Below are 18,652 nucleotides of genomic sequence, written 5' to 3' on the forward strand. Positions count from 1 at the left end.
CTCTCGTAGGGTGGAAAACCGCGCAGCGTTTTCCACCGAGGGTGCAACCGGTGGAAAAGGCCGTTGGCCATTTTCCACCCTGCGTTCATTCCGACGGCGTCTGACCGTCGAGGGTGCGGATCGGCCCGTAGAGGTTCGGCCGGCGGTCGCGGAACACGCCCCAGGCGCTGCGGATGTGCTCCAGCTGGTCGAGATCGAATTGGTGCACCAGCACGCCCTCGCTGGTCTCGTCCATTTCCTCGACCTTGGCGCCGAACTGATCGGCGATGAACGACGAGCCGTAGAAGGTGATGTCGTAGCCGTCCTGCTCCTCTTTACCGACGCGGTTGCTGGCGATCAGCGGCATCAGGTTGGCGCCGGCATGGCCCTGCTGCACGCGCTGCCAGTGGTCGCGCGAGGTGATGTTCGGGTCGTGCGGCTCGCTGCCGATGGCGGTGGGGTAGAACAGCAGCTCGGCACCCATCAGCGCCATGCTGCGGGCGGTCTCGGGGAACCACTGGTCCCAGCAGATGGCCACGCCGATCCTGGCGTAGCGGGTGTTCCACACCTTGAAGCCGCTGTCGCCCGGGTTGAAGTAGTACTTCTCGTGGTAGCCGGGGCCGTCCGGAATGTGGCTCTTGCGGTAGACGCCGAGCAGCGAGCCGTCGGCATCGATGATGGCGATGCTATTGAAGCGCGCGCGGCCCGCCAGTTCGAAGAAGCTGATCGGCAGTACCACCTTGAGTTCGGCGGCGACCTTCTGGAAATGCCGGATCGCCGGATTGTCCTCGACCGAGGTGGCCAGCTGCAGGTATTCGGGGTTGGGCTTCTGGCAGAAGTAGGGGGTCTCGAACAGTTCCTGAATTAGGATGATCTGCGCGCCCTTGGCGGCGGCTGCGCGCACCAGCTTCTCGGCGTTGGCGATATTCGCCTGGCGATCCCAGGAGCAGGCCATCTGAGTGGCGGCGACAGTGACGGTACGGGACATGGGCTGGCCTCGCGGAAAAATAATGGTTCGGTCAGGAATGGAGTGATTCTAGGCGAGATTGTTCGGCGCCGGGCAGGGGGCGGCCGCTCACGGCGCCGCGCTGCACGCCCGCTCGGGCGCGCGGCAGCGGGGCCGGTGGATCAGACGGTATGCAGGTACCAGTTGTATTCCAGGTCGGAGATCGAATGCTCGAACTCGGCCAGTTCGCTTTCCTTGCAGGCGACGAAGATGTCGATGTAATCCGGGCTGATGTAGCGCGCCATGATCTCGCTGTCGTCGAGCTGGCGCAGCGCGTCGCGCAGGTTGGACGGCAGGCTCGGTTCCACCTGTTCGTAGGAGTTGCCCTCGATCGGCGCGTTCGGCTCGATGCGGTTGGTCAGCCCGTGATGGATGCCGGCCAGTACGGAGGCGAGCAACAGGTAGGGGTTGGCATCGGCGCCGGCGACGCGGTGCTCGATGCGTACGGCGTCCGGGCTGTCGGTCGGCACGCGCAGCGCTACGGTGCGGTTGTCCAGGCCCCAGCAGGGTGCATTGGGTACGTAGAACTGCGCGCCGAAGCGGCGATAGGAGTTCACGTTGGGGCAGAGGAAGGCCATCGACGCGGCCATCGTCTCCTGCACGCCGCCGATGGCGTGGCGCAGGGCCTGGCTTTCCAGCGGGTTGTCGGTGGCGAAGATATTGTTACCGTCCTTGTCGAGCAGCGAGATGTGCACGTGCAGCCCGTTGCCGGCCTGGCCCGGATAGGGCTTGGCCATGAAGGTGGTGTCCATCTCGTGGTCGTAGGCGATGTTCTTGATCAGCCGCTTGAGCAGCACCGCGTAGTCGCACGCCTTGATCGGGTCGGCGACGTGATGCAGGTTGACCTCGAACTGCGCCGGGGCGCTTTCCTTGACGATGGCGTCGGCCGGGATGCCCTGTTCCTTGGCGCCTTCGAGAATGTCCTGCAGGCAGTCGACGTACTCGTCGAGGTCGTCGATCAGGTAGACCTGGGTCGACTGCGGGCGCTTGCCGGAGATCGGCGAGCGCGGCGGTTGCGGCCGGCCGTTCACGTTCTCCTGGTCGATCAGGTAGAACTCCAGCTCGAACGCGGCGCAGATGGTCAGGCCCAGTTCGTCGAAGCGGCTCACCACCTGACGCAGCACCTCGCGCGGGTCGGCGAAGAACGGCTCGCCATCGCGCTCGTGCATGGTCATCAGCAGCTGTGCGGTGGGGCGACGCTGCCAGGGTTCGCGGCTGAGCGTGTTGGGAATCGGGAAGCAGGTGCGGTCCGAGTCACCGATGTCCATGCCCAGACCGGAGCTTTCCACGGTGATGCCGTTGATATCCAGGGCGAACAGCGAGGCGGGCAGGTTGATGCCTTTCTCGTACACCTTGTGCAGGCTGGCGCGTTCGATGCGCTTGCCACGCACGACGCCGTTCATGTCTGCAATGAGGAGGTCGATGTAAAGCACCTCCGGGTGTTCCTTGAGAAACGCGTTCGCTTCGTTGAGCTGAACGGCACGCGGCGGGGGAAGCATGATGAAGCACCTTAATTGTTAAAAATTTCAATCATCAGACTGCTCGATTAGGAGTCAATCCGAAAGCCTGTTGCCTGTCAATAGCCCTCCCGGACGCCCCATGATGGCCCAGAGTGGGCACTTGCGGGGCATTTTCGTCTCCGGCGTGCGATGTTGAAAAAACCACGAGATCGCCGCTCCGTTCGGCTATTGTCTATAAAAATGAACAAGACTACTCTCCGGTAGGCCATCAACCGGAAGACGAGCATCCCATGTCGCGCAAGCCCCTGATCGGCGTTTCCGCCTGCACCCGCATGATCGGCCAGCACGGTTTTCATATTGCCGGCGACAAATATCTGCGCGCCGCCGCGGTCGCCGGTGTGCCGCTGATCATCCCCGCGCTGGACGAACTGATCGACCAGGCCACGCTGCTGGAAAGCCTTGATGGCCTGCTGTTCACCGGCTCGCCGTCGAACGTCGAACCGCAGCATTACGCCGGGCCGCAGAGCGCGCCCGGCACTCCGCACGATCCGCCGCGCGACCGCCTGACCCTGCCGCTGATCCGCGCGGCCGTGCATGCCGGTATTCCGGTGTTCGGCATCTGTCGCGGTTTCCAGGAAATGAACGTGGCCTTCGGTGGCAGCCTGTTGCAAAAAGTGCACGAGGTGGAACCCTACCAGGACCATCGCGAGAACCCCGAGGCGCCGCTCGACGATCAGTACGGCCTCAGCCATGACTTGCACGTACAACCCGGCGGCCTGCTCGATCGCCTCGGCCTGCCGCCGCTGGTACGCGTCAATTCGGTGCATGGCCAGGGCGTCGAGCGTCTGGGCGAGGGCCTGCGCATCGAGGCGCTGGCGCCGGACGGTCTTATCGAGGCGTTCTCGGTGGAGGATGCCCGCAGTTTCGCCCTCGGCGTACAGTGGCATCCGGAATGGAAGGTGCACGAGCACCCGCATTACCTGGCGTTGTTCCAGGGCTTCGCCGAAGCCTGTCGGGAGCGCGCGAGACAGCGCTGATCGGACGCGGCGCCAACACCCAACCCGAGGTCATCATGACTACCCAGCTCGACCAGCTCACCAGCTGGCTCAAAGAACGCAAGATCACCGAAGTGGAATGCCTGATCAGCGACCTGACCGGCATCGCCCGCGGCAAAATCTCCCCGACCAGCAAGTTCCTCGGCGAGAAGGGCATGCGCCTGCCCGAGAGCGTGCTGCTGCAGACCGTCACCGGCGACTACGTCGAGGACGACATTTATTACGAACTGCTCGACCCGGCCGACATCGACATGTTCTGCCGCCCCGATCCCAATGCCGTGTTTCTCGTGCCCTGGGCCATCGAGCCCACCGCCCAGGTGATCCACGACACCTACGACAAGATGGGCAACCCCATCGAGCTGTCGCCACGCAACATCTTGAAGCGCGTGTTGAAGCTGTACGCCGACCGTGGCTGGCAGCCGATCGTTGCGCCGGAGATGGAGTTCTACCTGACCAGCCGCTGCGAGGACCCGGACCTGCCGTTCCAGCCGCCGATCGGTCGTTCCGGTCGCCAGGAGACCGGCCGCCAGTCGTTCTCCATCGACGCGGCCAACGAATTCGATCCGCTGTTCGAGGACATGTACGACTGGTGCGAGGCCCAGGGCCTGGACCTCGATACGCTGATCCACGAGGAAGGCACCGCGCAGATGGAGATCAACTTCCGTCATGGCGAGGCGCTGCATCTGGCCGATCAGATTCTGGTGTTCAAACGCACCATGCGTGAGGCCGCGCTCAAGCACAACGTCGCCGCCACCTTCATGGCCAAGCCGATGACCGGTGAGCCGGGCAGCGCCATGCATCTGCACCAGAGCGTGGTGGACCTAGAAAGCGGGCGTAACGTGTTCTCCAACCCGGACGGCTCGATGAGCCAGCTGTTCCTGCATCACGTCGGCGGTCTGCAGAAATACATCCCCGAACTGCTGCCGCTGTTCGCCCCCAACGTCAACTCGTTCCGCCGTTTCCTGCCCGATACCTCGGCGCCGGTGAACGTCGAGTGGGGCGAGGAGAACCGCACCGTCGGCCTGCGCGTGCCGGATTCCGACCCGCAGAACCGTCGCCTGGAAAACCGCCTGCCGGGCGCCGACGCCAACCCTTACCTGGCCATCGCCGCCAGCCTGTTGTGCGGTTACATCGGCATGGTCGAGGGCATCAACCCGAGCCCGCCGGTCAAGGGGCGCGGCTACGAGCGCCGCAACCTGCGGCTGCCGCTGACGCTGGAAGCGGCGCTGGAGCGCATGGAGAACTGCCGCGAGCTGCGCAAATACCTGAGCCCGAAGTTCATCACCGGCTACGTCGCGGTCAAGCGCACCGAGCAGGAGAACTATCACCGGGTCATCAGCTCCTGGGAGCGCGAGTTCCTGATGCTCTCGGTGTAACGAACTGCCGTAGGGGTGGATGACGCGGTGCTCATCCACCGACCACTCACATAGGCAAAAAGAGGTGATTCGATGAGCGATTCGCAAACCCTGCACTGGCAAGCCCTGAGCCGCGACCACCACTTGCCGCCGTTCACCGACTACAAGGCGCTGAACGCCAAGGGCACGCGCATCATCACCAAGGCGTCCGGCGTCTACCTGTGGGACAGCGAGGGCCACAAGATCCTCGATGCCATGGCCGGCCTGTGGTGCGTCAACGTCGGTTACGGCCGTGAGGAGCTGGTCGAGGCCGCGGCAAAGCAGATGCGCGAGCTGCCCTACTACAACCTGTTCTTCCAGACCGCGCACCCGCCGGCGGTGGCGCTGGCCAAGGCGATCGCCGACATCGCCCCGCAGGGGATGAACCATGTGTTCTTCACCGGCTCCGGTTCGGAAGCCAACGACACCGTGCTGCGCATGGTGCGCCATTACTGGGCGATCAAGGGCCAGCCGGCGAAGAAGGTGATCATCGGCCGCTGGAACGGCTATCACGGCTCGACCATCGCCGGCGCCAGCCTTGGCGGCATGAAGGCCATGCACGAGCAGGGTGACGGCCCGATCCCAGGCATCGAGCATATCGACCAGCCCTACTGGTTCGGCGAGGGCGGCGACATGAGCCCGGAAGAGTTCGGCGTACGCATCGCTGACCAGCTGGAACAGAAGATTCTTGAGGTCGGCGAGGACAAGGTCGCCGCCTTCATCGCCGAACCGATCCAAGGCGCCGGCGGCGTGATCATCCCCCCCGAGAGCTACTGGCCGCGGATCAAGGAAATCCTCGCGCGCTACGACATCCTCTTCATCGCCGACGAGGTCATCTGCGGCTTCGGCCGTACCGGTGAGTGGTTCGGCAGCGACTACTACGGCCTCGAGCCGGATCTGATGCCCATCGCCAAGGGGCTGACCTCGGGCTATATCCCCATGGGCGGCGTGGTGGTGCGCGACGAAGTGGTGCGCACGCTCAACGAGGGCGGCGAGTTCTACCACGGCTTCACCTATTCGGGGCATCCGGTGGCCGCCGCGGTGGCGCTGGAGAACATCCGCATCCTGCGCGAGGAGAAGATCGTCGAGCGGGTGAAGACGAAGACGGCACCCTATTTGCAATCTCGCTGGCAGGAACTCGCCGAGCATCCGCTGGTGGGCGAGGCGCGCGGCGTCGGCATGCTCGGCGCGCTGGAGCTGGTGAAGAACAAGAAAACCCGCGAACGCTTCGCCGAGGCGGGGGTGGGCATGCGCTGTCGCGAGCACTGCTTCCGCAACGGCCTGGTGATGCGCGCGGTCGGCGACACCATGATCGTTTCGCCGCCGCTGGTGATCGCCGAGGAGGAAATCGACGAGCTGATCGGCAAGGTCCGGCTGTGTCTGGATGCCACCGCGCGTGACGTGCTGGGCTAAGGTTCACCGGGCAGCGTACGGTCTGTTGAAAAAGCGTCCCCGACCTTGCCAGACTGCGCGCTGTGCGTGGCCGGAGCCAACCGAAGATGCGCCGATACGGTGCATCGTCAGACCGCCGCGCTGTTCATGGTCTGTTCCACTGCCCCGACATAAATGACGACAACAGGAGCTGCACGGATGAATCCCTTCGCCAAGACCCTACTTGCCATGACGCTGGCCGGCGCTGTCGCCGGGGCTGCGCAGGCCCAGGAAAAGGTACTGCACGTCTACAACTGGTCCGACTACATCGCCGAAGACACCTTGGAGAACTTCACCAAGGAAACCGGCATCAAGGTCGTCTACGACGTCTTCGACAGCAACGAAGTGCTGGAAGCCAAGCTGCTCGCCGGTAGCTCCGGCTACGACGTGGTGGTGCCGTCCAACCCGTTCCTCGCCAAGCAGATCAAGGCCGGGGTATTCCAGAAGCTGGACAAATCCAAGCTGTCGAACTGGGAAAACCTCGACAAGAGCCTGCTCAAGGCGCTGGACCCGAGCGATCCGGGCAACCAGTACGCGATTCCCTACATGTGGGGCACCATCGGCATCGGCTACAACGTCGACAAGGTCAAGGCCGTGCTCGGCGACAACGCGCCGGTGGATTCCTGGGACCTGGTGTTCAAGCCGGAAAACATCGAGAAGCTGAAGGCCTGCGGCGTTTCCTTCCTCGACTCGCCGACCGAGATCCTGCCGGCCGCCCTGCATTACCTGGGCTACGCGCCGGACAGCGGCAAGGCCGATGAACTGAAGAAGGCCGAAGAGCTGTTCATGCAGATTCGCCCGCACGTGGCCTACTTCCACTCGTCCAAGTACATCTCCGACCTGGCCAACGGCGAGACCTGCGTGGCCATCGGCTACTCCGGCGACATCTATCAGGCCAAGGCGCGCGCCGAGGAAGCCAAGAACGGCGTCAACGTCGGCTACAAGATTCCCAAGGAAGGCGCCGGCAGCTTCTTCGACATGGTCGCCATTCCCGCCGATGCGAAGAACGTCGAGAACGCCCACGTCTTCATCAACTACCTGATGAAGCCGGAAGTCATGGCGTCGATCACCGACTACGTGCAGTTCCCCAACGCCAACGCCGCGTCGACCCCGCTGGTGGCCGAGGCTATTCGTACCGACCCGGGCATCTACCCGAGCCAGGAGGTGCTGCAGAAGCTCTACACCTTCCCCGACCTCGATCCGAAGACCCAGCGCGCCATGACCCGCAGCTGGACCAAGATCAAGTCGGGTCGCTGAAGCCTGACGTGCCGGCCCGGCAGCCGTCGTGCTGCCCGGTCGCTATAAGGCGAGGGAGTGCCGAGCCGACGGGAGTTGCGCCAGTCTGTAGTCCGCTGGCGCAGCATTTCCTCGCGCAACACTCGGTTTTTGTTGCGTCACCTGTTGATTTTCAGAGGTTTTTCCAATAAACAGCCCGGCTTTCCCCTCGGGGCAACGCACGGCCTGAAACCAGAGGACTCATCCCATGCGCTCGACCCTCACGTCGCTGATCATCGCCGCCGCGTTCGCTGGCGCCGCCGCGTTCGCTGGCGCCGCCACGGCCCAGGCTGCCACGGTGCACATCTACAACTGGTCGGATTACATCGGCGAAACGACGCTGGAAGAGTTCGAGAAGGAGACCGGCATCAAGCCGGTCTACGACGTCTTCGACTCCAACGAAACCCTCGAGGGCAAGCTGCTGGCCGGTCGCACCGGCTATGACGTGGTGGTGCCGTCCAACCACTTCCTCGGCAAGCAGATCCGCGCCGGCGCCTTCCAGAAGCTCGACAAGTCCAAGCTGCCGAACTGGGAGAACCTCGACCCCGCGCTGCTCAAGCAACTGCAGAAGAACGATCCGGGTAACGCCCACGCCGCGCCCTACCTGTGGGGCACCAACGGCATCGGCTACAACGTGGAGAAGGTCAAGGCAGCGCTCGGCGTCGACACCATCGACTCCTGGGCGGTGCTGTTCGAGCCGCAGAATGCGGAGAAGCTCGCCAGCTGCGGCATCGCCATGCTCGACTCGGCCGACGAGATGATTCCGGCCATGCTCAACTATCTGGGCCTAGATCCCAACAGCGAGAATCCCGCCGACTACCGCAAGGCCGAGGAGAAGCTGCTGGCAGTGCGTCCGCACGTGCGCTATTTCCACTCCTCCAAGTACATTTCCGATCTCGCCAATGGCAATATCTGCGTCGCCGCCGGGTTCTCCGGCGATGTGTTCCAGGCCGCCGCCCGTGCCGAGGAAGCTGGCAAGGGCATCGAGATCGCCTACGCCATTCCCAAGGAAGGCGGCAACCTCTGGTTCGACATGCTCGCCATCCCCGCCGATGCCGGCAACGTCGAACAGGCCCATGCATTCATCGACTACCTGTTGCGCCCCGAGGTGATCGCCTCGGTGAGCGACTACGTCGGCTATGCCAACCCCAACCTCAAGGCGGGCGAACTGATGGATCAAGAGGTACGCAACGATCCTTCGATCTATCCGCCGCAGGAAGTGCTGGACCGCCTGTACGTCTCGGCCGAGCTGCCGGCGAAGATCCAGCGGCTGATGAATCGCAGCTGGACCAAGGTGAAGTCCGGCAAATAGATACCCGGGCGGTTGCCGCCCGCTGCAACGACCATCGATATCCGGCGCTGACCGGCCAACCTACATTTTCGGGAGTTCGCGCATGGCCGTTGCCTCCAGCGCCTACAAGAAAGCCCTCACCGGCGAGAGCAAGAACAAGCAGGTGCTGCTGAAGATCGACCGCGTCACCAAGAAGTTCGACGAAACGGTGGCGGTCGATGACGTCTCGCTGAACATTCATCAGGGCGAGATCTTCGCGCTGCTGGGCGGTTCCGGATCGGGCAAGTCGACCCTGCTGCGCATGCTCGCCGGCTTCGAGCGGCCGAGCGAGGGGCGTATCTTCCTCGACGGTCAGGACATCACCGATCTGCCGCCCTACGAGCGGCCGATCAACATGATGTTCCAGTCCTACGCGCTGTTCCCGCACATGACGGTCGAGCAGAACATCGCCTTCGGCCTCAAGCAGGATGGCCTGTCCAAGGACGAGATCGCCGGGCGCGTCAGCGAGATGCTCGGCCTGGTGCAGATGACCCAGTACGCCAAGCGCAAGCCGCACCAGCTCTCCGGCGGCCAGCGCCAGCGCGTGGCTCTGGCGCGTTCGCTGGCGAAAAGACCCAAGCTGCTGTTGCTCGACGAGCCGATGGGCGCGCTGGACAAGAAGCTGCGCTCGCAGATGCAGCTGGAGCTGGTGCAGATCATCGAGCGCGTCGGTGTGACCTGCGTGATGGTTACCCATGACCAGGAAGAGGCCATGACCATGGCCGAGCGCATCGCCATCATGAGCCAGGGTTGGATTGCCCAGGTCGGCAGCCCGATGGACATCTACGAGACCCCGGCCAGCCGGCTGGTCTGCGAATTCATCGGCAACGTCAACCTGTTCGATGGCGAACTGGTGGAAGACCTCGAAGACCACGCGGTGATCGCCTGCCCGCAGCTGGAACGGCCCATCTACGTCGGCCACGGTATCAGTACCCGCGCCCAGGACAAGCGTGTGACCTACGCCCTGCGCCCGGAGAAGCTGCTGATGAGCCTGGAGAAGCCGGTGCTGGAAATGGCGGACTACAACTGGGTCGAGGGCGTGGTGCACGACATCGCCTACCTCGGCGGCCATTCGGTCTACTACATCAAGCTGGAGTCTGGGATGCTGCTGCAGGCCTTCGTCGCCAATGCCGAGCGCCACGTCAAATGGCCGACTTGGGAGGAGCGGGTCTACCTGCACTGGCTCAGTGACAGCGGCGTGGTGCTGCAGGCATGAGCCGCCGGCCCGCGCTGAATAACGGCCGCCGGCTGGTCATCGGCGTTCCGTTCCTCTGGCTGATGCTGTTCTTCCTGCTGCCGTTCGCCATCGTGCTGAAGATCAGCTTCGCCGAGGCCGACGTGGCGATTCCGCCGTACACGGAAATCTTCCGCTACGCCGAGCAGCAGCTGCAGGTGCTGATCAACCTGGGCAACTACATCTTCCTCAGCGAGGACGAACTGTACCTGGCCGCCTACCTCGGCTCGCTGCGCATCGCCTTCTTCAGCACGCTGCTGTGCCTGCTGATCGGCTACCCGATGGCCTACGCCATCGCCCGCGCGCGCAAGGACCTGCAGACGGTCCTGCTGCTGCTGATCATGATGCCGACCTGGACCGCGATCCTGATCCGCGTCTACGCCTGGATGGGCATCCTCAGCAGCAACGGCCTGCTCAACGGCCTGCTGCAGGGCCTCGGGCTGATCGACACGCCGCTGCAGATCCTCAACACCGACATCGCGGTGTACATCGGCGTGGTCTATTCCTACCTGCCGTTCATGATCCTGCCGCTCTACGCCAATCTGGTGAAGCACGACCCGAGCCTGCTGGAGGCGGCGTCCGACCTCGGCGCACGCAACCTCACCAGCTTCTGGAAGATCACCGTGCCGCTGTCGAAGAACGGCATCATCGCCGGCTGCATGCTGGTGTTCATCCCGGTGGTCGGCGAGTTCGTCATCCCCGAGCTGCTCGGCGGCCCGGAGACGCTGATGATCGGCAAGGTGCTCTGGCAGGAATTCTTCAACAACCGCGACTGGCCGGTGGCCTCGGCGCTGGCGGTGGTGATGCTGGCGATCCTCTTGGTGCCGATCATTCTGTTCAACAGAAACCAGGCGAAAGAGCTGGAGGGCAAGCTATGAAACGCTGGAGCTTCTCCAACCTGATCCTGGTGCTCGGCCTGCTGTTCATCTACCTGCCGATGGTCATCCTGGTCATCTACTCGTTCAACGACTCGCGGCTGGTGACCGTCTGGGGTGGCTGGTCGGTGAAGTGGTATGTCGGTCTGCTGGACAACAGCCAGCTGATGGGCTCGGTGATGCGCTCGCTGGAGGTCGCCTTTTACACCGCCATTGCTGCGGTGGCGCTGGGTACGATGGCGGCCTTCGTGCTCACCCGCATTCCGGTGTTCCGCGGCCGCACGCTGTTCGGCGGGCTGGTCACCGCGCCGCTGGTGATGCCCGAGGTGATCACCGGCCTGTCGCTGCTGCTGCTGTTCGTGGCTATGGCGCAGCTGATCGGCTGGCCAGAGCAGCGCGGTCTGGTGACGATCTGGATCGCTCATACCACCTTCTGTTCGTCCTATGTGGCGGTGGTGGTGATGGCGCGCCTGCGCGAGCTGGACCTGTCCATCGAGGAGGCGGCGATGGACCTCGGCGCGCGGCCGTGGAAGGTGTTCTTCCTGATCACCATGCCGATGATCGCGCCGTCGCTGGCCGCGGGTGGCATGCTGTCGTTCGCCCTGTCGCTGGACGATCTGGTACTGGCTAGCTTCGTCTCCGGCCCCGGTGCGACGACGCTGCCGATGGAGATCTTCTCCGCCGTGCGCCTGGGCGTGAAGCCGGAAATCAACGCCGTGGCCAGCCTGATTCTGCTCAGCGTGTCGCTGGCGACGTTCTTCGCCTGGTACCTGAGCCGTCGCGCCGAGAAGCGTCGGGTGCGCGCCATGCAGCAGGCGATGGACGAGAGCAGCGGCCATCCCGCTTGGCGGCCCACGGTCGTCGCGCCGCCGTCGGCACACAGCTGAATGCGCAAAGGGTGCTTGACTGCGCCCTTTCTGAATTCAGACCCGACAGCCGCCAGTGCCTTCGGTTGCCAGCGGCTCCTCGCAGCCTGCGCCGCCATCCGGTCGCCGGCTCAGCCAGATCGGCGCCAAGTAGCGGCAGGCGAGGGCGAAAGCGCCCAGCCAGCCGATGCCGGCGAGCAGGATCATGGCCTGCGCTGGCATCCCCGGCAGTCCCGAACCCGCACGCAGCAGCGCCGCCGCTACCAGTAGCAGTGTGGCCAGCGGCACCCAGCGCCGCTGATCTAGCGCGTAGCCGCTGTGGGTGCGTCCGGCAATACACAGCACGGCGAGAATCGACACGCCCATCGCGCCGACGGTCAGCAGGTGCCGGCCGGCGCTGGCGGCAAGGTCGCCGAACAGCAGCGCCACGCCGAGTGCCGCATAACCCAGCGCCATCAGCGCGTAGACGCTGTAGAGCATCAGCGCCCAGCGCTCCAGCAGAGCGCGCCCGACGTGCCAGTCGTTGAGCAGATTGAGCATTGCCGCCGCCGCTGCCAATGCCAGCCAGCCATTGAGCGCGCCGGGCAGCGCCAGCCATTCGCCGAGGCTGAACAGCGTGATGCAGAAGATCGCCAGGTTGCGCCGGGGTGGCCGCGCGCGGTAATCCTCGTCCACCTCGTGGCCGGCATCTCGGTGGGCCTGGATGGCGTCGTTGACAATACGCATCGAGATACGGCTCATGGCGACGACGATCAGCACCATCATCACGCCGACCGCCGCATGCAGCCAGCGCATCGGGTACAACCCGCGCAGCACGTCGACCTGAAAACCGAGCACCACCAGCGCCAGCGCGCCGAGGCCGCCGAAGAAACCCCACTGGCGCCGCAGCGGATCGCCCAGCAGGCGCGACGTCAGCAGCAACGGCAGCGCTACGGCGAAGGCGCCGTTGCACAGCGCCGCTGGCCACGGGCCGAGCAGGCCGGACAGCCAGAACGTCAGGCGCGCCAGCAGCCAGAGCAGCATGAACGCCAGACCGATGCGCCGGCCGAAGGGCGCAGTGGCGGTGAACTCCGGCACCGCGGTGAGTACGAAGCCGGCCACGGCGGCGAGGCCAAAACCGAACAGCAGTTCGTGGGCGTGCCATACCAGCGCCCCGCCAGGCACCGCCGGCAGCGCCAGACCCAGACCGAGAAAGCCCAGCCAGAGGGCGGCCGCCAGCACCGCCAGTAGCACGGTGAGCAAGAACAGCGGACGGAAGCTGCACAGCAGCAGCGGCCAGCCGTCCAGACGGGAAGAGGAGGTCAGCATCGTGAGCGCGCCTTCGCAGCCAGGGGAGTGACGACCGTCTCGCGTAGCGCGGTGCACTGCCCGGCATCGGATGCGGGCGTGGCGCGTGGCGTCAGGCCGAAGCTGTCGCGCACCGCCGACAGTTGCAGCAGTTCGGCGGTCTGCCGGTAGATCCAGGCATCGTCGCGCTGCAGCGCCGGCAGGCCAAGCTCCAGCCGTCTGACGATGCGTCCCGGCTCGGCTGCCATGACCAGTATGCGATCGGCCAGGCGCACGGCCTCCATCAGGTCATGGGTGATCATCAGTACGCCCATTCCGCGTGCGGCCTGCTCGGCCAGCAGCAGCGCATAGAGTTCTTCCTTGAGGCCGATGTCCAGCGCGGCGAAGGGTTCGTCGAGCAGCAGCAGGTCCGGCTGCAGCGCAAGCGCACGGGCCAGTGACACGCGGCTCTGCATGCCACCGGAGAGCTGATGCGGAAACTTGCCGAGATCGCTCGTCGCCAGGCCCAGGCGCAACGCCAGCGCTTCGGCCGCCTGCAGGCGCTGCTGCTTGCCGATGCCGCGGGCCTTGAGCCCCAGGGCGATGTTGTCGAGGGTGGTTTTCCACGGCAGCAGGCTGGGCTGCTGAAACATGCTGGCGGGGTTGTCGAAGGCGTTTTCGATCCGTCCGTCCTGCACGTCCAGCAAACCGGCGCACAGGCGCAGCAGGGTGGTCTTACCGCAGCCGGACGGGCCGACCAGGGCGACAATCTCGCCAGCGTCGAGGCTGAAATCGATGCCGCTGAAGATCTCGTCGCGACCGAAGGCGTGGGCCAGATCGCGTGCATGCAGGCGTTTCATGACGGCACCTCGCGCCAGCGTTCGACTTCGCGCTTGATCGGCTCCAGCAACAGGTATTCGACCGCCAGCAGCAGCGCCACCACCGCAACGATCCAGGCCATCGTGGCGCTGGTGTCCAGGTGCGAGCGTGACACCGCCAGGGCGGCGCCGACGCCATCCTGGGTGGCCAGCAGCTCGGCCATCACGACGATCTTCCAGGACATACCGAGCGCGGTGATCCACGCGGGAAATAGGTAGGACACCACGTGCGGGAGGTACACATCAAAGAACAGCATGCGCCGCGGCAGGCGGAACGCCAGCGCCACCTGTTTGAGCTGGTTGTCCAGCGTACGCGTGCCCTGCAGCGCGCCGACGAATACCAGCGGGAAGCTGGCGATGAACACGGTGAACACCGGTGTGCCGTCACTGGCGCCGAACCAGAGCATGGCCAGCACCAGCCAGGCGATCGGCGGCATGCCCATCAGCACCGTGACCAGCGGCCGCGACATCATCGAGGCGGTCATCGACACGCCGGCGGCCAGGCCCAGCACGCTGCCGACCAGTACCGACAGGGCGAAGCCGAGCAGCGCGCGACGGGCGGTGGCCAGCAGCTCCGGACCGGCGGCGCCGGCATCGATCAGCTGGCCGAGACGGGTGAAGGTTTCCAGCGGCGCAGGCAGTACCAGCGGGCCGTAGTAGGCGGCGACTGCCTCCCACGCGCCGAGCAGCAGGAACAGGCTGGCCAGCGCGCCCCAGCCGCTCCACAGGTAGCCTGGCAGGCTGCCCAGCCAGCTGCGCAGCAGGCTCATGGCACAGCCGGCGCAGCGTAGAAGTCCGCTGCCGGCAGTTTGCCGCCGATCAGTGCCGGGTTCTTCTCCAGCAGCTGATCGAAGAAGTACTCGACCTCTGCACGTGCCTCGGCGGCTGGCACGGCATGCATCTGCGCCACGGCCAGCGAATCGCTGACAGCCTCGGCGCTGAGCATGGTCAGGCGGCTGGCGACCAGCTTGCCGCAATCCTGCGCATGCTCGCCGCACCATTGCAGCGAGGCGGCGTAGGCCTCTTCGATGCGCGCGGCGATTGTTGGGTTGTCTTTGACGCTGGCCATCAGCGCGATGCCGGCCTGGGGGATGCGCGCCTCGCGCTGCAGCAGACGGCCCCATTCCTGCTGCAGGTCAATGCTGCGGTGCAGTTCCGGCGCGACCAGGCTCAGCGCGCCGGAGTTGGCCTTGCGCAGCGCCATCGAGATGGCTGGCTCGGCCAGCAGGGCATGGTCGGTGCGACGCGTCAGCAACAGTTGCATGGCGTCGATGGGGGTGGCGACGTAGCGCAGACGCAGGTCCTTGCGCAGGTCCAGGCCTTCGCGTTCGGCCAGCAGGGCGAAGAGAATGTCCGGCATGTCGCCGCGAAACGGCAGGGTGACTTCCTTGCCGCGCAGGTCGGTCATGCGCGTCAGGCCGGGGTCGCGCGACACCAGCCAGAGCAGGCCCCAGGTCGAGACGTTGAGCAAGCGCAGCTTGGCGCCGCGGTTGTAGAGGTTGGCTGCGACGTTGACCGGCATCGCCAGCACGTCGGCCTGGCCGTTGAGCGCCATCAGCCGCAGCTGATCGGGGTCTCGCCAGTTGACGAACTCCACCTGGTCGGCCAGATCGGCCAGAGCGCCGGACTCGACCATGTGGATCAGCGGATTGGAGACCGATGAGGACGGCCCCGCCAGCACCAGGCGCGGCAATTTTTCCGCCAGGGCCGGCCCGCTGGCGAGCAGCAGGACGGTCAACAGCAGGCGGCTTACGACATTCATGTTCAGCAGGCTCATGTTCAAAAGCTTCCACTCAGTGCCAAGGTGAGTCCCCGGCCCGGCGCCTCCAGCTCGTAACCGCTGACGCCGTCGGCAAGGTGCTCATGGTAGGCGCGGTCGAAGATATTGCTCAGCCTGGCGTCAAGATTGGCCGTCTGCAGTACGCCGATCCTGCCGAAACCCCAGCCGAGGCTGGCATCGGCAGTGACGAAACCGGAGGTTTCGTCCTCGGTGCCGTTGGAGAAACGCGTGGCGACGCGGTCCTGCTCGGCTACCGCGCGCAGCTGGGCGTGCCAGTACAGGCCGCGCTCGGCAGGCTGGCCGATGCCCAGGGTCAGCTCATGGGCGGGCATTTGGTACAGCGGCTCGTCGTCCTGCTTGTTCTCGCCGCGCAGCCAGGTAAAGCCGGCGTCGACCACGAAGGCACCGACAGCTTTGCTGGCACTGCCTTCCAGGCCATAGATCACGACTTCGTCGAGGTTCTCGGTGCGTTTGATCGGCAGGCCGTTGGGCGCGCGGGCGCCGGTCACGCGGCCGGCGATGTAGTCGTCGATGCGGGTATGGAAGGCCGCCAGGCGATAATCGAAAGCGCCACCGTGACCCTTGAGCCCGATCTCGAAGCTGGTGGAGCGCTCGGGGTCCAGTTGCGGATTGCCGATGTGGTAGTAGCCGTCGCCGCGCGCGGCGTCCTCGAAGCGCTCGCGCAGGTCGGGCGCGCGGTAGGCTTGGCCGACGTTCGCGTAGAAGTTGAGCGTGTCGGTCAGCGGATGAGTGGCGCCCAGCGACCAGGACAGGTTGTTGTCGCTGCTGGCGAGGCCGCTGGTCTGGTTGGCGCCTTTCTGTTTGGCGTCACCGCTGACGTGGTCCAGGCGTGCGCCGGCAACGATGGCGGTGCGGCCCAGCTCGAACTCGTCCTGCACGAAGACGCCGTAAGAGCTGACCTCGCCATCCTTGAACGGGTCGTTGCGCTGGTCGTTATTGAACAGCGGCGGGTTGTTGTGGATATGCCGTTCGGGGTCGCCGGTCATCTTCCAGCCTTCGCCGCCGACGGTGAGCAAATGATCGCCCACCGGCATGAGGTAGGACGTGCGCAGGCCGTGGGTGATGAAGCTGACGTCGTTGCGCACCTGGTTGCGCTCGAGCGCCGACGAGTAGGCGCGGATCTCGCGGTAGACCTCCTGGCGGTATATTTCGGTGTTCAGTGTGCCGTCGCCGAGGCGGTTCTCCAGGCCTAGCTGGTACAGCTCGCGGCTTTGCTCCGGCGAGTGCATGGTCACCTGACCGAGCCGCGCGGGTGTGCCGGTGCGCGTCGAGCCGGGATACCAGACGTCGCGGTCGGTGTGGCGCTGCAGGTTTAGGCTGACGTTCACATCGTCGCTCAGGCGCTGCTTGTACTTGAGCAACAGGCTGTCGGAGCTGTAGCCGGTGCGTTCCTCGGTGCCGCTGGGGCTGTCGTAATCGTTGGCCTTGCGACCCGCTGCGCCGAGCACCAGTGCGTGATTGCTGCTGGAATCGCGCAGCAGCAGCGCGCCGTTGAAACCTTCATCAACGCTGCTGGCGGACAGGCCGAAGCGTCCGCCCTGTTCGGCCCGCTCAGTGAAGCGTGCTTCGGGGGTGATCAGGTTGACCACACCGCCCATCGCGCCGCTGCCATAGAGCACCGAGCCCGGTCCCTTGACCACTTCGGCGCGTTCCAGCAGGCCGAGATCAAGGAAGGAGCCGAGCGAGCCCAGCGGTTGCGCCGAATTGACCCGCACGCCATCGACCATCAGCACCACGCTTTCCTTCTTCAGCCCGCGCAGCACCGGGTTCTGACCCCAGGCGCCGTCGCTGTGCACGGCCAGACCAGGTTTGCCGCGCAACAGGCTACCAGCAGTTTGCGTGCCGTGAGTCGCAGCGGGCTCGAGTACCTCGATGGCTTGCGGGATGTCATGCGTCGCCGCCTCGTAGCCCTTGGCGGTGACGACGGTTTCCTGCAGCTCCAGCGGAGCGGCGAGGGCAGTGGTGCTGACGGCGAAGCAGGCCAAGGCCAGTGGGTGGAGACGCGGAATCATCGAGCTGCTCCCAAAATGCACCGGCTGGGGCGCCGGCCAGATGGGAGTAATTCTCAGTTATGTGAGAATAATTATCATTTGATTTGGATCAAGTTTCGCTCAATCCCACGCGCAGAAGCACGCCACTGCCAGCGAATGGGTGGCGCGTACCGTGCGGCCGGCGAGCACGGCTTCGACGATCGGCTCGACGAAGCTGTTGTCCGAGCTGCACACCGCGCCCTCGCTGTAGGGGCCGATATAGACCAGCTCGCCGTTGCGATCCCAGATGCCCACGGCCGGGCTGGCGGGCAGTTCGGCGGCGCCTTCGAGGTTGGCCAGCGGCTTCAGCGCCGCCAGCGACGGCGGCAGCCGGCCCTTGCTGCCGGGTTTGCGCACCTCGTAGAACTCCACCGGCTGTCCGGCGAAGCGCTTGAGCAGCTCTTCCAGATGCTGCTGGTTGCCGACGTTGCACGGGCAGCCCGGGTCCCAGAAGTGCACGAAGCGCACCGGCCCCGGGCCTTGCAGTTCGGTGGGCAGCCTGAGGTCGTCGCCGGAAAACAGTTCGGCGCGCTCGCCCTCGAAGGTGCGCAGATAACGCCCCTCGAACCACTTGAACGCGGCCAGCAGGGCGCCAGCCACGAGCAGGGTGAGCAGGGAGGCAAGCAGGAGTTTGCGGCGCGGGTGCATGGCGGGTCTCGGCGGCGGGGGCGTCAGCTTGCCATGCCCCGCCACAGAGCGGAATATGCCGTCATGCCGCGCCGCTGCGGCGGTTTTCTGCACAGGACTTATGACGTCCGCTGTTTCGACGAAC

At 65.1% G+C, this 18,652-nt stretch carries 16 protein-coding genes; 8 read left to right on the forward strand and 8 right to left on the reverse strand.

Annotation, left to right across the window (positions count from 1 at the left end):
- Positions 1-85 precede the first annotated feature (85 nt).
- Both aguB and NAV27_RS00625 read right to left on the reverse strand, forming a co-directional pair.
- A complete protein-coding gene (gene aguB, locus NAV27_RS00620) occupies positions 86-967 on the reverse strand; it encodes an N-carbamoylputrescine amidase (RefSeq protein ID WP_102828095.1) in 882 nt (293 codons plus the stop codon).
- Positions 968-1,107: 140 nt separating this feature from the next.
- Positions 1,108-2,484 carry a glutamine synthetase family protein gene (locus NAV27_RS00625; RefSeq protein ID WP_008569247.1) on the reverse strand — a complete coding sequence of 459 codons (1,377 nt, stop codon included), beginning with the start codon at positions 2,482-2,484 and terminating at the stop codon, positions 1,108-1,110.
- Between the two features lie 251 nt (positions 2,485-2,735).
- On the opposite strand from NAV27_RS00625, the gene NAV27_RS00630 reads away from it, so the two are divergent.
- The 8 genes from NAV27_RS00630 to NAV27_RS00665 all read left to right on the forward strand — a co-directional run bounded on the left by NAV27_RS00630 (position 2,736) and on the right by NAV27_RS00665 (position 11,926).
- A complete protein-coding gene (locus NAV27_RS00630; RefSeq protein WP_008569248.1) occupies positions 2,736-3,482 on the forward strand; it encodes a gamma-glutamyl-gamma-aminobutyrate hydrolase family protein in 747 nt (248 codons plus the stop codon).
- A 35-nt stretch (positions 3,483-3,517) separates the two neighbouring features.
- The gene (locus tag NAV27_RS00635; RefSeq protein ID WP_043295134.1) at positions 3,518-4,876 is read left to right on the forward strand and encodes a glutamine synthetase family protein; all 1,359 of its coding nucleotides are present in this window, start codon (positions 3,518-3,520) and stop codon (positions 4,874-4,876) included.
- 72 nt (positions 4,877-4,948) lie between these two features.
- Positions 4,949-6,307, forward strand: coding sequence for an aspartate aminotransferase family protein (locus NAV27_RS00640; RefSeq protein ID WP_102828094.1), 1,359 nt, complete (start codon positions 4,949-4,951; stop codon positions 6,305-6,307).
- A 177-nt stretch (positions 6,308-6,484) separates the two neighbouring features.
- Positions 6,485-7,582, forward strand: a complete 1,098-nt coding sequence (locus NAV27_RS00645; protein WP_008569251.1) for a polyamine ABC transporter substrate-binding protein — start codon at positions 6,485-6,487, stop codon at positions 7,580-7,582.
- A gap of 226 nt (positions 7,583-7,808) precedes the next feature.
- Positions 7,809-8,912: a polyamine ABC transporter substrate-binding protein gene (locus NAV27_RS00650; protein ID WP_102828093.1), complete on the forward strand. Its 1,104-nt coding sequence runs from the start codon at positions 7,809-7,811 to the stop codon at positions 8,910-8,912.
- Between the two features lie 82 nt (positions 8,913-8,994).
- Positions 8,995-10,146, forward strand: a complete 1,152-nt coding sequence (locus NAV27_RS00655) for an ABC transporter ATP-binding protein (protein ID WP_008569253.1) — start codon at positions 8,995-8,997, stop codon at positions 10,144-10,146.
- A complete protein-coding gene (locus tag NAV27_RS00660; protein ID WP_102828092.1) occupies positions 10,143-11,042 on the forward strand; it encodes an ABC transporter permease subunit in 900 nt (299 codons plus the stop codon). The genes NAV27_RS00655 and NAV27_RS00660 overlap by 4 nt, the downstream gene beginning before the upstream one ends.
- Positions 11,039-11,926 carry an ABC transporter permease subunit gene (locus NAV27_RS00665; protein ID WP_102828091.1) on the forward strand — a complete coding sequence of 296 codons (888 nt, stop codon included), beginning with the start codon at positions 11,039-11,041 and terminating at the stop codon, positions 11,924-11,926. The genes NAV27_RS00660 and NAV27_RS00665 overlap by 4 nt, the downstream gene beginning before the upstream one ends.
- Positions 11,927-11,962: 36 nt before the next feature.
- Here NAV27_RS00665 and NAV27_RS00670 read toward each other — a convergent pair whose 3' ends face one another.
- The 6 genes from NAV27_RS00670 to NAV27_RS00695 form a co-directional block, all read right to left on the reverse strand.
- Positions 11,963-13,213 carry an NnrS family protein gene (locus NAV27_RS00670; protein WP_102828090.1) on the reverse strand — a complete coding sequence of 417 codons (1,251 nt, stop codon included), beginning with the start codon at positions 13,211-13,213 and terminating at the stop codon, positions 11,963-11,965.
- Positions 13,207-14,031, reverse strand: a complete 825-nt coding sequence (locus tag NAV27_RS00675; protein WP_008569258.1) for an ABC transporter ATP-binding protein — start codon at positions 14,029-14,031, stop codon at positions 13,207-13,209. The genes NAV27_RS00670 and NAV27_RS00675 overlap by 7 nt, the downstream gene beginning before the upstream one ends.
- On the reverse strand, positions 14,028-14,819 hold the full coding sequence (locus NAV27_RS00680) for an ABC transporter permease (RefSeq protein ID WP_008569259.1): 792 nt from the start codon (positions 14,817-14,819) through the stop codon (positions 14,028-14,030). The genes NAV27_RS00675 and NAV27_RS00680 overlap by 4 nt, the downstream gene beginning before the upstream one ends.
- Positions 14,816-15,826: an ABC transporter substrate-binding protein gene (locus NAV27_RS00685; protein ID WP_102828089.1), complete on the reverse strand. Its 1,011-nt coding sequence runs from the start codon at positions 15,824-15,826 to the stop codon at positions 14,816-14,818. The genes NAV27_RS00680 and NAV27_RS00685 overlap by 4 nt, the downstream gene beginning before the upstream one ends.
- Positions 15,827-15,828: 2 nt before the next feature.
- Entirely contained in the window at positions 15,829-17,862 is a 2,034-nt protein-coding gene (locus NAV27_RS00690) for a TonB-dependent receptor plug domain-containing protein (RefSeq protein ID WP_102828088.1), read from the reverse strand.
- Between the two features lie 99 nt (positions 17,863-17,961).
- Positions 17,962-18,528, reverse strand: coding sequence for a DUF6436 domain-containing protein (locus NAV27_RS00695; protein ID WP_102828087.1), 567 nt, complete (start codon positions 18,526-18,528; stop codon positions 17,962-17,964).
- Between the last annotated feature and the right edge of the window lie 124 nt (positions 18,529-18,652).

Source organism: Stutzerimonas degradans (assembly GCF_024448505.1).
In the GTDB taxonomy this organism is placed as follows: domain Bacteria; phylum Pseudomonadota; class Gammaproteobacteria; order Pseudomonadales; family Pseudomonadaceae; genus Stutzerimonas; species Stutzerimonas degradans.